At 60.1% G+C, this 12,530-nt stretch carries 12 protein-coding genes; 6 read left to right on the plus strand and 6 right to left on the minus strand.

The window, feature by feature from the left end:
- The first annotated feature begins 6 nt into the window (after nt 1-6).
- Nucleotides 7-1,158 carry an XRE family transcriptional regulator gene (locus sphantq_RS02030; RefSeq protein ID WP_272799461.1) on the plus strand — a complete coding sequence of 384 codons (1,152 nt, stop codon included), beginning with the start codon at nt 7-9 and terminating at the stop codon, nt 1,156-1,158.
- 239 nt (nt 1,159-1,397) lie between these two features.
- On the opposite strand, the gene sphantq_RS02035 is transcribed toward sphantq_RS02030, so the two are convergent.
- The 4 genes from sphantq_RS02035 to tnpA all read right to left on the minus strand — a co-directional run bounded on the left by sphantq_RS02035 (nt 1,398) and on the right by tnpA (nt 4,082).
- A complete protein-coding gene (locus sphantq_RS02035; protein WP_272799462.1) occupies nt 1,398-1,643 on the minus strand; it encodes a hypothetical protein in 246 nt (81 codons plus the stop codon).
- Between the two features lie 17 nt (nt 1,644-1,660).
- Nucleotides 1,661-3,325 carry an IS66 family transposase gene (gene tnpC, locus sphantq_RS02040; RefSeq protein WP_272799463.1) on the minus strand — a complete coding sequence of 555 codons (1,665 nt, stop codon included), beginning with the start codon at nt 3,323-3,325 and terminating at the stop codon, nt 1,661-1,663.
- A gap of 71 nt (nt 3,326-3,396) precedes the next feature.
- Nucleotides 3,397-3,738, minus strand: coding sequence for an IS66 family insertion sequence element accessory protein TnpB (gene tnpB / locus sphantq_RS02045; RefSeq protein WP_031286377.1), 342 nt, complete (start codon nt 3,736-3,738; stop codon nt 3,397-3,399).
- Nucleotides 3,735-4,082, minus strand: a complete 348-nt coding sequence (gene tnpA, locus sphantq_RS02050) for an IS66-like element accessory protein TnpA (protein ID WP_043151652.1) — start codon at nt 4,080-4,082, stop codon at nt 3,735-3,737. The genes tnpB and tnpA overlap by 4 nt, the downstream gene beginning before the upstream one ends.
- Nucleotides 4,083-4,196: 114 nt before the next feature.
- Here tnpA and sphantq_RS02055 point away from each other — a divergent pair, with 114 nt between their 5' ends.
- Entirely contained in the window at nt 4,197-5,192 is a 996-nt protein-coding gene (locus sphantq_RS02055; protein WP_272799464.1) for a tetratricopeptide repeat protein, read from the plus strand.
- Nucleotides 5,193-5,205: 13 nt separating this feature from the next.
- Nucleotides 5,206-7,686: an NACHT domain-containing protein gene (locus sphantq_RS02060; protein WP_272799465.1), complete on the plus strand. Its 2,481-nt coding sequence runs from the start codon at nt 5,206-5,208 to the stop codon at nt 7,684-7,686.
- A 342-nt stretch (nt 7,687-8,028) separates the two neighbouring features.
- Here sphantq_RS02060 and sphantq_RS02065 read toward each other — a convergent pair whose 3' ends face one another.
- Nucleotides 8,029-8,958, minus strand: a complete 930-nt coding sequence (locus sphantq_RS02065) for a DUF7146 domain-containing protein (protein WP_048577929.1) — start codon at nt 8,956-8,958, stop codon at nt 8,029-8,031.
- A 189-nt stretch (nt 8,959-9,147) separates the two neighbouring features.
- Nucleotides 9,148-9,783 carry a hypothetical protein gene (locus sphantq_RS02070; RefSeq protein ID WP_082166283.1) on the minus strand — a complete coding sequence of 212 codons (636 nt, stop codon included), beginning with the start codon at nt 9,781-9,783 and terminating at the stop codon, nt 9,148-9,150.
- Nucleotides 9,784-10,224: 441 nt separating this feature from the next.
- Here sphantq_RS02070 and sphantq_RS02075 point away from each other — a divergent pair, with 441 nt between their 5' ends.
- From sphantq_RS02075 to sphantq_RS02085, 3 genes are all read left to right on the plus strand, one after another.
- Nucleotides 10,225-10,575, plus strand: coding sequence for a hypothetical protein (locus tag sphantq_RS02075; protein WP_235209798.1), 351 nt, complete (start codon nt 10,225-10,227; stop codon nt 10,573-10,575).
- 276 nt (nt 10,576-10,851) lie between these two features.
- Entirely contained in the window at nt 10,852-11,400 is a 549-nt protein-coding gene (locus sphantq_RS02080) for an RNA polymerase sigma factor (protein ID WP_048577931.1), read from the plus strand.
- On the plus strand, nt 11,393-12,457 hold the full coding sequence (locus tag sphantq_RS02085; protein ID WP_272799466.1) for a FecR family protein: 1,065 nt from the start codon (nt 11,393-11,395) through the stop codon (nt 12,455-12,457). Before sphantq_RS02080 ends, sphantq_RS02085 begins: the two co-directional genes overlap by 8 nt.
- Nucleotides 12,458-12,530: the final 73 nt, after the last annotated feature.

The following is a 12,530-nucleotide window of genomic DNA, read 5'->3' on the forward strand; positions in this document are numbered from 1 at the left end:
GACGACATGAGCAATGATCGAGATGCTCCTGCCTCGGCAGGAGCCAAGCCGATTCCTGAACGGATCAGGGAAGCCCGAGAAGCGCGTGGTCTTTCCGGGGAAAATCTTGCGGAGATCATAGGCGTCAGCCGACAGGCGGTTGCCCAGTTCGAAACCGGGCAGTCCTCGCCAGGCGGCGAGACCATGAGCAGGATCATCGCGGAAACCGGGCAGCCGATTTCCTTTTTCACCAGCATGCCGGTTCGACCGGGCGAACCACGTTCACCATTTTTCCGAAGCCTGAAACGCATGGAGCAGCAACACCGTCGCCGGATCGTCCGGCGGATGCAGTGGGCCGGGGACATCGGTATGCTGCTGGAGCGTTTCATCGACTTGCCAGCGGTGAACTTCCCCGAGTTCGAGTTTGACGCGGATAACGGCGATGAAGATGACATCGAGCGTGCCGCCGAGAAATTGCGCGATCATTGGGGACTGGGCCGGGGACCAATTCGCAGCCTGGGAGCGGTCATGGAAGCGAATGGGATTCTGCTCGTTCGTGAACCTGTCCGCTGTCAGGATATGGATGCTGTTAGCTGTTGGATCGGTGGTCGCGCGATTGTCCTCCTATCCAAGGAGATAACTAGCGGGCCACGTGATCTGTTTAACCTCGCTCATGAACTAGGCCACCTCGTTCTCCATCCGGATGTCGAGGTAAACGGCACGAACCTGGATATGATCGAAAAGCAGGCGAACCGGTTCGCGAGCGCGTTCTTGCTTCCACGCGAGTCTTTCAGCCAGGAAGTGCTCGGCAGTTCCCTCGCTTTCTTCAAATCTCTCAAAGCACGGTGGGGTGTGGCCATTGCGGCGATGGCTTACCGAAGCCGGGATCTCGGAATACTATCCGAGAACCAGTTCTCTTACCTGTTTCGTCAAATGAATGCTCAGCGCATTCGAAAAGTTGAGCCGCTGGATGATGCCTTCCCGGTTAATCAGCCGGGTGTTCTTGCGGAAGGCCTGCGCATGTTGGTAGAGCATGGCGTGCATACACGTGCCCAGATCGAAGCCTCTCTCGGTCTCAATTTGCGAGATGTCGAAGCGATCGCCGGCCTCTCCGAAGGCTACCTCGATCAGAGGGTCGTGCCGATCCGCTTTCGACAACCGATCTCGGACGAGGGTTAGATCATTGAATAATGAACTGACTAACCGCCCAAGAAGATCGACATGGCCATTGCCGAATGATGCACGGAAGTAGAGTCTACTGCGCGCCTATCGGTGCGACGGTTTTGCAGTAGATCTCGGAGGAATACGAACATCATCACAAACCGCTTCGATGAACATGACAGGCAGTTGAAACGCGGACTGTGTACGCATCCGGTGAGGACCGCAGCTACTGACGGTTCGCTGCAGGATTTGGCATCTTACTTGCCGAGGAAGGCCTCGACGCCTTCTTGAGCGAGCACATCGCGGAATGCAGCATCGGCATCGCGGTCGGTGGGGAATAGATTGTCCCAGACCGTCGAGGTGCCGTGCTCGTTGACGACCTCGAGGGACCAACCGCGTTCGGTGGCGATCCGCACGATGTTGATGGTCAGCCGTACGCCCACCTGTTCGATGGACCGGCAAAGAGAGGATTCAATGAGTTCGGGTTGCGGGCCAAATTCCATGCCGTGATGCTATGAGATCACGGCTCCAGCTTCAACGCTGTTGGTTTCCAATTCCATGGGAGTAGATCGCCAAGCCGATTAGCCGGATGACCGGCGATGCGGGCGAGGACGTCAGCGAGCCAAGTCTGGGGATCGACGTCGTTGAGGCGACAGCTCTGAATGAGTGAAAACATGATGGCGGCGCGCTGACCGCCGCGATCGGAGCCGCAAAATAGCCATGCTTTCCGCCCGAGTGGCACACAGCGCAGCGCCCGTTCCGCTGCGTTGTTCGTGAGGCATACCCTCCCATCGATGAGGAAGCGGGTGAAGGCGTCCCAGCGCCGGAGCATATAGTTGATGGCCTTGGCGAGATCATGGTTACGCGACAGCTTGGCGAGTTGGGCGTTCAACCAGTCGTGCAGTTCGGCGATCAGCGGCGCGCTCAACTCCTGACGGGCGGCAAGCCGCTCCGCTGGTGTCTTGCTGTTGATACCGCGCTCAACGTCGAACAGGGCGTCCAGCTTCTGCACCGCCTCCAGCGCAATCGGATAGATGGGGCCAGTCCGCTCGCCGCGGCTCTTCTTGCGCGCTGCGCCCTCGACGTCGGCGAGTTCGAAGAACTTCCTGCGTGCATGGGCAAAGCATCCTGCCTCCAGGATGAGACCAGGCTGGCGGTCGGGAGCGTACAGCTCGAAATAGCCCGCATAAGCATCTGCCTGCAGAATCCCGGACCAGGACGCGAGATGCGCCTGGGGATGTTCGCCGCGCCGGTCGCGCGAATAATAGAAAACGACCGCTGGCGGATCGGCGCCGCCAAACGGGCGGTCGTCCCGGACATAATCCCATAATCGACCGGTATCAGTCTTGCCCTTGGCCATGACCGGCACGGTAGTGTCGTCGCCATGTACGCGTTCGGCGGCAAAGACATGGGCCTCAATCAGCCGGAAGATCGGCATCAAGGCGAAGGAAGCCGCGCCGACCTGGTCAGCGAGCGTGGAAACGCTCAGCGGCACGCCTTCACGGGTGAAACGCTCGGCCTGGCGGTTGAGAGGCTGGTGCTGCCCATACTTCTCGAACAGCAGCATGGCGAGGAAGCTTGGGCCCGCCCAGCCACGCGGCACGACATGGAATGGCGCGGGCGGCTGCGTGATCTTCTCGCAATCTCGGCAGGAGAACTTCTCGCGCACGGTCTGGATGACCTTCCAGGCGCGCGGGATCACCTCTAGCGTCTCGGTCACATCCTCGCCCAGCTTCGACAGGCGCATGCCGCCACAGGCCGGACAGGAACAGGGCGCCGGAACGACGACGCGGTCGCGGGGCAAATGGTTGGGGAACGGCTTTCTGACCGGCCTCTTGCGCTCGAAGGCGGTGACGTTCGTGGCCTTTGTCGCGGCGGTCTCGGCGGCCAGATCGTCTTCGGCGGCGTCGGCCTCCAAATCTTCGAGCTCAAACTCCATCTGCGCAAGAAGCCGGCGGGTGCGTTCGGCGCTGGGGCCGTATTGCTCGCGCCTGAGCTTGGCGATCTGCAACTTGTAGTGCGAGATCAATGCCTCGGTGGCGCTCTCCCGGGCACGGGCATTGGCCAGTTCGGCCTCGGCGGTGGTAGCGCGCTGTTCGGCCGCATCGGCGCGTTGCGTGCTGAGCCGGACCAGCGCCTTGAGCACTTCAATGTCGTCAGGCAGGGGCGAAACGGCGGCGTCCACAACCAGGATGGAATCACAGAAAACCGCCTGGTTAAAGCGGAAAATGCGGCCTCGACGAAGAAAATCCGCGCCTATCCCGCGCTCTGCGGGCGCCAGCTATATTGCGGGTTCCGCCAGTCCACGCCGTCGAGCAAACAGGCCAGCTGTGAGCTCGTCAGCGAGACTACGCCGTCCTTCGCGGAGGGCCAAATAAACTTCCCCCGTTCCAACCGCTTCGAATAAAGCGACATCCCGAGACCGTCGTGCCAGATTATCTTCACCAGCGACCCGTTACGCCCGCGAAAGACCCAAAGATCGCCGGCAAATGGGTCTCGCGAAAAACTCTGCTGTACCATCGCCGCGAGGCTCTGCATGCCGCGACGCATATCGGTATGGCCCATTGCGATCCACACCCGTGCGCCTGCTGGGATCATCGCAAGGCCTTCAGCGCCGCCGACACCAATGCAGGTGATGCCGCAGCTGATACGTTCACGCGTCCCTTGGCGCCGAGATCGATGATGATCACCGGCATCCCGGCCTGTTGCCCGCCTTGCTGGGTGCCATCGTCTACCACCGCCTCGGCGAACTCGGTCAGGGCGGGCGGTTGTCGCAGCTTGCTGCGCCATGTGTAGATCCGCGCCGTGGAAATGTCGTGCCGTCGCGCCACGGCCGAAACGCTGGATCCCGGCGCAAAGGCTTCCGCCAAAATCTGCAGCCGTTCCTCGTCGCTCCAACGCCGCCGCCGTTCCGGCCCGGTCATTACCGTTATGTGCCCCATGAACCGCTCCTAAGCCTACTCTCGAGAGCATTCTTAAGAGCAGTCCACTACCTCACGACAAGGCGGGCGCCGCCGGATGGATACCGGACTGTCGCGCAAGGGGACCGAACACGGATGGGGATTGGATTTCAGATCATAGACGGTGTTGGCCGCTTCTCAGTCGATTGCCTTTTCCATCAGGCGGAAAAGCGGCTGGACGATGTGCTTGATCAGCACAGCGCCGGGATGCTCTCTGATCCGGCCTACATCGCCGAACTCAAAGCGATCATTACGGATAGTCCCGAATATATCGACGGCCACGCTCATTTGGGCCATGCCTTGCTCGCATCGGGGAAGACCAGAGCCGCCTTGTCCTCCTATGAGTTCGGCATCGCGCTCGGTGAAACCGCCATTCCCGTAGATTTTTCCGGCACCCTCTCCTGGTACGAATTGGACAACCGGCCTTTCCTTCGCGCGCTGCATGGTGCGGCGCTGGCGCAGTTGCGCCTAAAGAAGCGCAAAGCGGGCATTTCCCTGATGGAGCGCATGCTGTCGCTCAACCCGGATGATAATCAGAGCGTCCGTTACCTGCTGGGATCGGAATATATGCGGAACCGCGAACCGGAAAAGGCCAGCTTCCTGTTGGAAAGCTGGGCCGAACACTATCCGCCCTGCGCGTATGATTTAGGTCTGTTGCGCTTCAAGCAGAACAAATTTGTTGCAGCCGCCACACAGTTGCGCCGGGCGTTCACCGCAAATTTCTACATCGCCGAAATCCTGTGCGGACATCCCGATCCTGCGCCGCTGTCGATATGGCACGACTCCAATTACGCCATGCCTGAACTCGCCCGTCACTATGCCCAGGATTACGGAAAACTCTGGCATGACACCTGCGATGCGCTGCCGTTTCTGCACTGGCTTTACCATCATCCGAAAGTGTTGCTCGAAAGGGCCGATGTCCTGGACTGCCGAGAGCAGTTGGAGTGGGAGCACAGCGTGGAACGGCGACAGAAAATTCTGTACCGTGAGCAGGAATTTCTGGCGCAGATCGACGACCGAATTTCGGAAGAGATTGTCACCCTGCGTTCCGCGCGCGATGGTCGGCCTGTTTATCCATGGTGGCGATTGTGAGCGAGGCGCTGCGATGAGCACAACGCAAAAGGGAAATGCATTTCGCGATGCCGTTGCCCAACTCCTTCGTGCGGCGGGCTTTTCTCACACTGAGACCGAAGTCCAACTCGGCTACAAGAATGCCGATGTATCTGCGGTCTGGCTGCGCGACGAGGTGGCGGGCGAACAACGCTACGCCTTCGAGACGAAGGCCTATTCCGGCAGCCTGAAGCTTAGTGAATGCAGCAAGTTTGCCAATGACTATGGCCCGCTGATCTCGAACGACACGATGAATCAGGCCTGGCTCGTCTCCGAAGGTCCGATCACGCCGGAAGGCCGGAAGGCCGCGCAGAGCCAACGCGGACTTCAGGCGATGACGTTCGCTGAACTACAACGGCGTCTGATGCGACTCGACCCTTATCTCAAGGCCCTTGTCGAGGCACACGAGCGCAGCCGGCTCGACAAATATTACGTCCCGCCGGAGACCACCATCGGTGATGATCTGGCCGCCTACGTCGAGGCATGGCAGGCTGAGCAGGACGCGCCGCCGCTTTTCGTCCTTGGCCCTTATGGCAAAGGCAAATCGACCTTCGCCAACCATCTGGCTGCAAATATGGCCACGCGCGCGCTGGAAGACCCCACAGCGCGTGTGCCCATATTGGTACGCCTCGGCGAGATCGCGGATGAGCAATCCCTAGAGGGCCTACTGGGCAAGGTATTCGCCAGCCAGCATCGCGTCCCTGGCTATCATTTCGACACCTTTGCCGCTCTCAATCGCAACGGCCGTTTTCTCGTCATTTACGATGGCTTTGACGAGATGAAGCATGGTCTGACGCCATCGAAGTTTCAGACTGTCCTCGCCGAACTCATGAAGCTGGATCAGGGCGACGCCCGCATACTCGTACTCGGCCGCGACACCGCCTTTCATGACGATGTGGAATTCAAGGCCGTCATAGATGGCGTCCAGACCACTCCAGCCGGCCGATCACTCCCAACGCCGGGACGGCGGGCCTATCGGCATGTAGAGATTCGCGGCTTCACACCCGCTGAAGCTCGGTCTTATGTCGAGCGATACTTCCCGATCCGAGCGGCGGAGGAACAGGATGGCCCCGCGACCGATCCCAAATGGGTCGAGCAACGCGTGGCCGAACTGGTCTCAGGCCGATTTGACCAGCTTCTAGAGCGGCCTGTTCATGCACAGATGTTGTGCGAGATCGCAGCGCACCCCGACCAGCTCCGCACAGATATGTCGGTATATGAGCTGTTTGACAGCTTTGTGCATTACCTCCTCTTGCGCGAACTGGAGAAGCGCGGACGTGACAAAGATTTTCCTATCAAGGTCAGGCGCCGGTTCAACGCGAGCCTTGCTTGGTGGCTGTGGGAACGCGGAGGAGCATCGACGACGACCCTGAACGACATCCCCCAATCCCTATGCGACGAAGCGGCTCGCGACATCAGCCATTCTCTTCAGAAGGAGGAGATGCGTCGAGAACTAATCCAGGGCTGCCTGATCGAGAAAGGCGCGCAAACAATCTATTTCCACCGCTCGATTCAGGAGTTTCTGGCAGCCGAGCATCTTATCGAAACCGACCTTCTCCAGCGCGGCGGCTATGGCGCCAACTGGCTCCAGACTTTGACTTCCGCAATGACGCCTGAAGTTATCGAGTTCGTCGTGGCCGGTGCGAATGTGAATTTAGAACGGCGAGAACGCGCGCTGAAATGGTTCGATGCTTTATCCAGCGCTCGCGCATATCGCGTGCCGCTCGCCGGTTTCGATCTGTTTATTCAACTGGCGAAAGCAGTTGATGGGACGTTGCCAGCGGTTCCCGATTCTCCCTGGCTGGTCTGGTTAGCATTCTTCATGCGGACAGGCTCGAAGGATTTCGCTCATCGGGGACGGAACACCTTCCCAGTCCTCGCGGACATGCTCTTTGCCGCGCGCAACGCCGATCGCGAAGTTCAGGCAGCCATTCTCTATGCGCTGTCACGCATATTATTTCATTCGCGTAGGGGGCAGGACGGGAACGTAGCCCTGACAGCTTCCGCCCATCTCCCTGTCGAGCAGCTCAAAGCTCTTGTTGCTGAAGCGGCCGCCAAAAAGTCCGAGCGGCAAATCGTCCGCTATAATGAGGATTATCTCCTGTGGAGCCTTTTGAGGTCTTGGCGGGTGGAGCGCAACGACGCCGATGTGCTGACGCTGACGATCGACGTTGGACGGATGCACAATGATGCCATGGGCGTCATGCCCGATGGTTTCGACGGTGATGTCGATAATCCTCAGCAAACGGTTTCCTTGACCGTCCAATCGCTTTACGTCGCACTCAGCAACCGTAAGCCGCCAGTAAGCGAACGCGACATCGACGCGATACGCCCCTTCTTCAACGATGCAAAACTGCGAGCGGCATTCTCACCGGTGGAGATCATCCATCGGCAGACGGTGCCTGTTCTCGAGACTGCGCCACCGGTGCGGGTTGCAAAACCTAAGCTCGGCCTTCGCACTGCACAGCGCGAATAACGATCCTCCGCTACCTACCGCCAAACGAATCCTCAACTGGCACGCTAGAGACCGCTATCCTCGATTGACTTTCCGGAAGCAGTCAGCCTTCAATCGGCCAGTCTTGGGGCATCCCAGAATGGCATAGCGGACCGGCCGCACCTGGGAACGGAAACTCGGCGGCTGAACGGCCGGCAAGGGTCGGACCCGGAAGCCGACACCGACACATTCGAATGTCCGCTGTCCCGTTTTCGTGTCCCGTAACCTGCCGACCGGAGTGTCCAACGAAGCGGTCAGACCGTTCACCACCATTCATTGTCGTTCCCCCATGCCTGGCGGGGTGCCAAGCGTCAGATTTGACCACTAGCTCGCCAGCCTCTTCATTCGCTCCCCTCCCAATCGCAGCACGTCGTTCCAGTCCTTGAAGCCCATCGGCGGGTATTCGGTCTCGATGAGGCGTCCGGGCATCACGTAGGCCTCGATCGCGCTCGCGGCGCCGATCTCGCCCGCTATGTCATTGTCTGGGAAGAGGACGAGCCGCCTCACGTAATCGGGTATCGCAACCTGGTGCAGACGGTCGCTGCCTAGCGTCGCCCATACCGGAATGCCGAACAGGATCATCGCCGAGAGCGCGGTCTCGATGCCCTCGGCAAGACCAAGAACGAATGTCGCTGGAGCGAGCATCACGGCGGCGCGATCGGGCCGCCCGAGCATCATCCTTGGATCGGACAGGTCGCGGGCGCGGCGTGCGTCATCGCGGTCGAAGAAGGTCCGCTGGATCGCCACGAAGCGCCCTTCGGGGTGGAAACCGCCGTCGTGCAGCGCCGCGATCATTGCGGGACGGAAATCCACCGCCTCGGCTTGGCCGAGAGGTGTGCGGGGATGGAAACGGAGCGCGCGCGGCAGAATGGCAATGCGACGGCGCCGTAAGTATAGTTCGGCCGGCGTCCCGCTGAGCGGCCGAGCATCGTCCCAAACGCGTTGCGCACGCTGGCGCCGCCACAAATCCTTTCCTATGGCTGAGGACGCCTTTGCGGCTTTCTCGACATGGTGAAGGGCATTTTCGTCGAGGCGCAGGATCTCGTGGATGACGTCACGCGTGTCGCAACCGGCGAAGCATTTGAAGAGCAGCGCATGGTCCCCGACCCGCACCGAGAGGCTCGGAGCCCGGTCCGCGTGCGCGGGGCACAGGCACATGGCCCCACCGGGCTTCCATGTGCCGCCCAGCCGTTTAACGATGTCGGAACCGATCGCCTCTAATTCCGGGCTTCGGTTGTTGCTGGTGCGTGCCATGGGGATATCCGAGCGATTGGCCCAGCCGCTCTCGGTCCCTGAGCGAAGTCTTAACGACGGCTTGGACGGACAGGCGGTTCAGGCAAGTGCTGGCGATCGCAGGGCTGAAGCAGCCTTGAAATCATCCGGCAACCCTGCTCTCCCTCCCCTCCCGAACGGCGCTCGCGCCGCTATCCCATCAACGCTCCGTCAATGAGCCTCGGCCCCCGGAGCCGATACTGGTATCCACAGGTAGCGAAACCTGCCGGCCATGACGCCTAGATCAGAATAGTCCCGCCAGGCGAGCGGGTACCGGCCAGTCAGCTGCAGAGGGACATCTCGTCCCCTGATCGTTCCGGCGCCGGCGCTGGCGCCCCATTGGAGTGTCCCGGCGAGCTCCTTCGCCTCCGCAATATCGAAGGCCGCATCGACCGTATCGGTGCGCCGGCGGGGTTGCCAATAGGCAGGGTCGTTTGAAACGACCAGAACGGCAGCGCCGTGGTTTGTTCGGCGAACAAAGGCCTCCATTCGCGCGACATCCTTGCAGACATCATGGCGCCGAATGTCATGGGCGCTCTGCTGGCGGAGTGTAAATCGCTCTCCGTCAACCTCGGCAACAAGCCCCTTGCAGAGATATTTCAACTCCAGAGCAAAGGGTCGCTCCCCAAGGAGGAGGACATCGATCGCTCCGCGCAGGTCACCGCCAAGCGGATATTCCAATCGGATCTGCTTGTGTGGTTGGCGCAAGCGCAGCTCCATGGCGAGTTCATGCTGGAGATCGGCCTCCGAACAGAAGACCGGACGCCGCCTGGCCATTTCGGACATGATCTGGTCGATCTCGATCAAGGTAAGCTCCATAACCACATCGAGCGCGGCATCTATACCGAGCACCGTTAAGCGAGCGTAGCACGGCGAGGAATCACCATCTGGCGCAGACAGGACAAAGTGAGCCGCATGCGCGAACGGTCCAACGGCGATTGTCGCGCATGCGTTTGGCTGATGCAATGCATTGCTTCATGAACGCCCCACTCGAACTCAGAGCCCGATTTAGCGGCCCCCACATAATCATCCAGAATGGATCAATGCAGTCCGGAAGTCATTTACGGGCAAGAACTTACAATATGGCGCGTGGAGACATGAGATTCTTTCTCGCCTGAGAAAGGAGCGTGTCATGCCCATTCGCCCTAAGATGATTCCCGTCGGTTCCCGCCCGTCCGACAAGTCGGATCGGGAGCAGCTGAAATGATGGAGGGTTCGCGCATCACAGCCACCGTAAACAGGTGCAGCATGGTCGATTTTGCAGAACAGGTGCAGCGGTTGCGAGCAGATGAGTTCGGCCGGGACTTATTTACGATTCCCGCATTCGAGATGCTCCTCGATCTCTATACCTGCAGGAGTCGCCAGCCGCGTTCGCTGACCGCTCTAACAGCAGCATCGAGCGCATCGGAACGGAATTCGCAACGGATCGTCCACCGACTGGCTCAACGCGGGCTGGTCAAACTCCGACGCGATCCGAACGATGGCCGAAGGATCCTTGTCGAGCTGGAGCCGGCGGCGAGAGAATTGCTCGACCGCTTCTTTGACCGGTTGGTCGAACTCGTCGCGGTTCCGCCGGCGCGCAAGCAGAACGAGGGCTGATGAGGCGATGCAGATGGGAAAATGGGAGTTCCCTTCTTGTAGCGCCTTGCAACCATCTGGAAATCGTTGCAGAGTTTTCGCGCAGCGCGGGAAACGGCTGGGGACCGCCTGCAGGATAAACCTTCCAGGCATGGCAACGTGTCCATCCATGACGGTTGGGCGCACGCATTGGACGCTATTGCCCGCCACCCTTGGGTGGTCCTGTCATGCTGCCTTCGCTACTTTTCTGGCGTCGCCCTTTGGCGCGCTTCGCCCTCCAAACGTGCGCGTAGACCAATGTTTCGCGGCAACGGGGATGATGGCATCTGCGCGCGTGCGTCTGCACGCTATGAAGATCGCCAGTTCGAAGCCGTTTATCGAAGGGAGGCGCCGAAGCTGCTTTCCTTTCTCAAGCGGCGCATCTGGCTCGAGGAGGACAGGCATGATCTGGTGCAGGAGGCTTTCACGAGGCTGGTCGCTTCGCGATCCACCGCCGCCTTGAGCAATCCCGGGGCTTATTTGCAGGGCATTGTTCGACATCTCCTGGCCGATCGCGTGCGCGCCTGGACCAAGGCACAATCCTTCGATCCCGTGGTATATTCGGCCGGCGAGGAGATTGCCGGGCCGGACGCCATCGCGGAAATGAACGAGATGCGGCACCGCTATCGACTGGCTGTCGAGCGCCTCCCGCCAAGGACGAAAGAGGTATTTTTGTTACATCGCGCTGAAGAACTCGGGTATAGGCAGATAGCCGAACAACTCGATATCAGTATCCGGACCGTGGAGTGGCATGTGGCGGAGGCCATTGTGCGCATTGGCAAGATTATCGGAAATGCCCATGGCTGAAGATGAGATGCCGGAGGCTATGCCGAGGATGGACCAGCAGATGCGTGAGGCATCCCTGTGGTTCGCCAGGATGCGGGGTCCTGATGCCGAGGAGTGGCGCGCCCAGTTCGAGCAGTGGCTCGCCCTCGGGGCATCGCATCGAGGCGCATACAACGAAGCCGGCGAGATATTCGCATTGGGGCGCTTCATGGCGGCTCAGGACGAAGAGCAAACCGGTGAAGCCAACGACAATGAAGAGAGCGGACGCGCTTCGAAATGGGTGGCAATCGCAGCCAGTCTCCTCCTGACCGTCGGTATCGGAGGATGGATCGCAAAGGTGGAGTTACCAGGCGCTGGAGACGCTCCGGTTCAGGTGGCACAGCCCAAGGTTGATCAAGCGGTCGAGCGCCAGCACTATGCGACGCTGAACGGTTCCCGAAGGACGGTGCGGCTCGCAGATGGTTCGTCGGTCGATCTCGATCCCAACAGTGAACTCCTCACGAGCTTCAGCACTGGTCGGCGCGAGTTGAAGCTCGAACGTGGTCGTGCCCGCTTTGATGTTGCGCATGAGACGCGCCCCTTTGTCGTCCTAGCTGGTGGAGGAAGCGTGACTGCACGCGGGACGATCTTCGACGTCAGTCTAGATCGCTATGAGCGCGTAACCGTTAGGCTGCTGCGCGGTGCAGTCGACGTCGAACGCCCCAGCACTATCAAGGGAACGACCGGCCGGACAGCCGTGGCGCGTCTTGAACCGGGCGAGACCCTCAGCTTCGCGGCTATCACGCCGACCGTGCTTCGATCCGCGCCGGGAAGAGCCGAGCTTCAGCCTATAGCCCCGCTACCGGCCATCTCGGCCGTGCGTGAGTATGAGCGCACGCCCCTCGCTGCGGTCGTGGCCGAAGCCAACATGGATTCTACAACCGCTATCCGTCTGGGCGATCCGAGTATCGGGACGTTGCGAGTTAGCGGCCGATTCCGGGTAAATGATGCCGATCAGGTCGCCGACCGACTTGCCACTCTGTTCGATCTTGAAGTCGAAAGGACCAAACCGGACGAGATCACGCTCCGGAAGCGATAACCGAAAACATTTTTGTCCCTTACCCCGTAGGTTGCAGTTTTGTTGCGATGCTCCCTGAAAATCTCGCCAAATT

Source organism: Sphingobium sp. AntQ-1 (assembly GCF_028538045.1).
GTDB classification, from domain to species: Bacteria; Pseudomonadota; Alphaproteobacteria; order Sphingomonadales; family Sphingomonadaceae; genus Sphingobium; species Sphingobium cupriresistens.

Excerpts from the sequence above, each read along its gene's own strand:
- sphantq_RS02030 (WP_272799461.1), top strand. The coding sequence starts at position 7 with ATGAGCAATGATCGAGATGCTCCTGCCTCGGCAGGAGCCAAGCCGATT.
- sphantq_RS02035 (WP_272799462.1), bottom strand. The coding sequence starts at position 1,643 with ATGGAATTTGGCCCGCAACCCGAACTCATTGAATCCTCTCTTTGCCGG.
- tnpB (WP_031286377.1), bottom strand. The coding sequence starts at position 3,738 with ATGATCCCAGCAGGCGCACGGGTGTGGATCGCAATGGGCCATACCGAT.
- tnpA (WP_043151652.1), bottom strand. The coding sequence starts at position 4,082 with ATGGGGCACATAACGGTAATGACCGGGCCGGAACGGCGGCGGCGTTGG.
- sphantq_RS02055 (WP_272799464.1), top strand. The coding sequence starts at position 4,197 with ATGGGGATTGGATTTCAGATCATAGACGGTGTTGGCCGCTTCTCAGTC.
- sphantq_RS02060 (WP_272799465.1), top strand. The coding sequence starts at position 5,206 with ATGAGCACAACGCAAAAGGGAAATGCATTTCGCGATGCCGTTGCCCAA.
- sphantq_RS02065 (WP_048577929.1), bottom strand. The coding sequence starts at position 8,958 with ATGGCACGCACCAGCAACAACCGAAGCCCGGAATTAGAGGCGATCGGT.
- sphantq_RS02075 (WP_235209798.1), top strand. The coding sequence starts at position 10,225 with ATGGTCGATTTTGCAGAACAGGTGCAGCGGTTGCGAGCAGATGAGTTC.
- sphantq_RS02080 (WP_048577931.1), top strand. The coding sequence starts at position 10,852 with ATGTTTCGCGGCAACGGGGATGATGGCATCTGCGCGCGTGCGTCTGCA.
- sphantq_RS02085 (WP_272799466.1), top strand. The coding sequence starts at position 11,393 with ATGGCTGAAGATGAGATGCCGGAGGCTATGCCGAGGATGGACCAGCAG.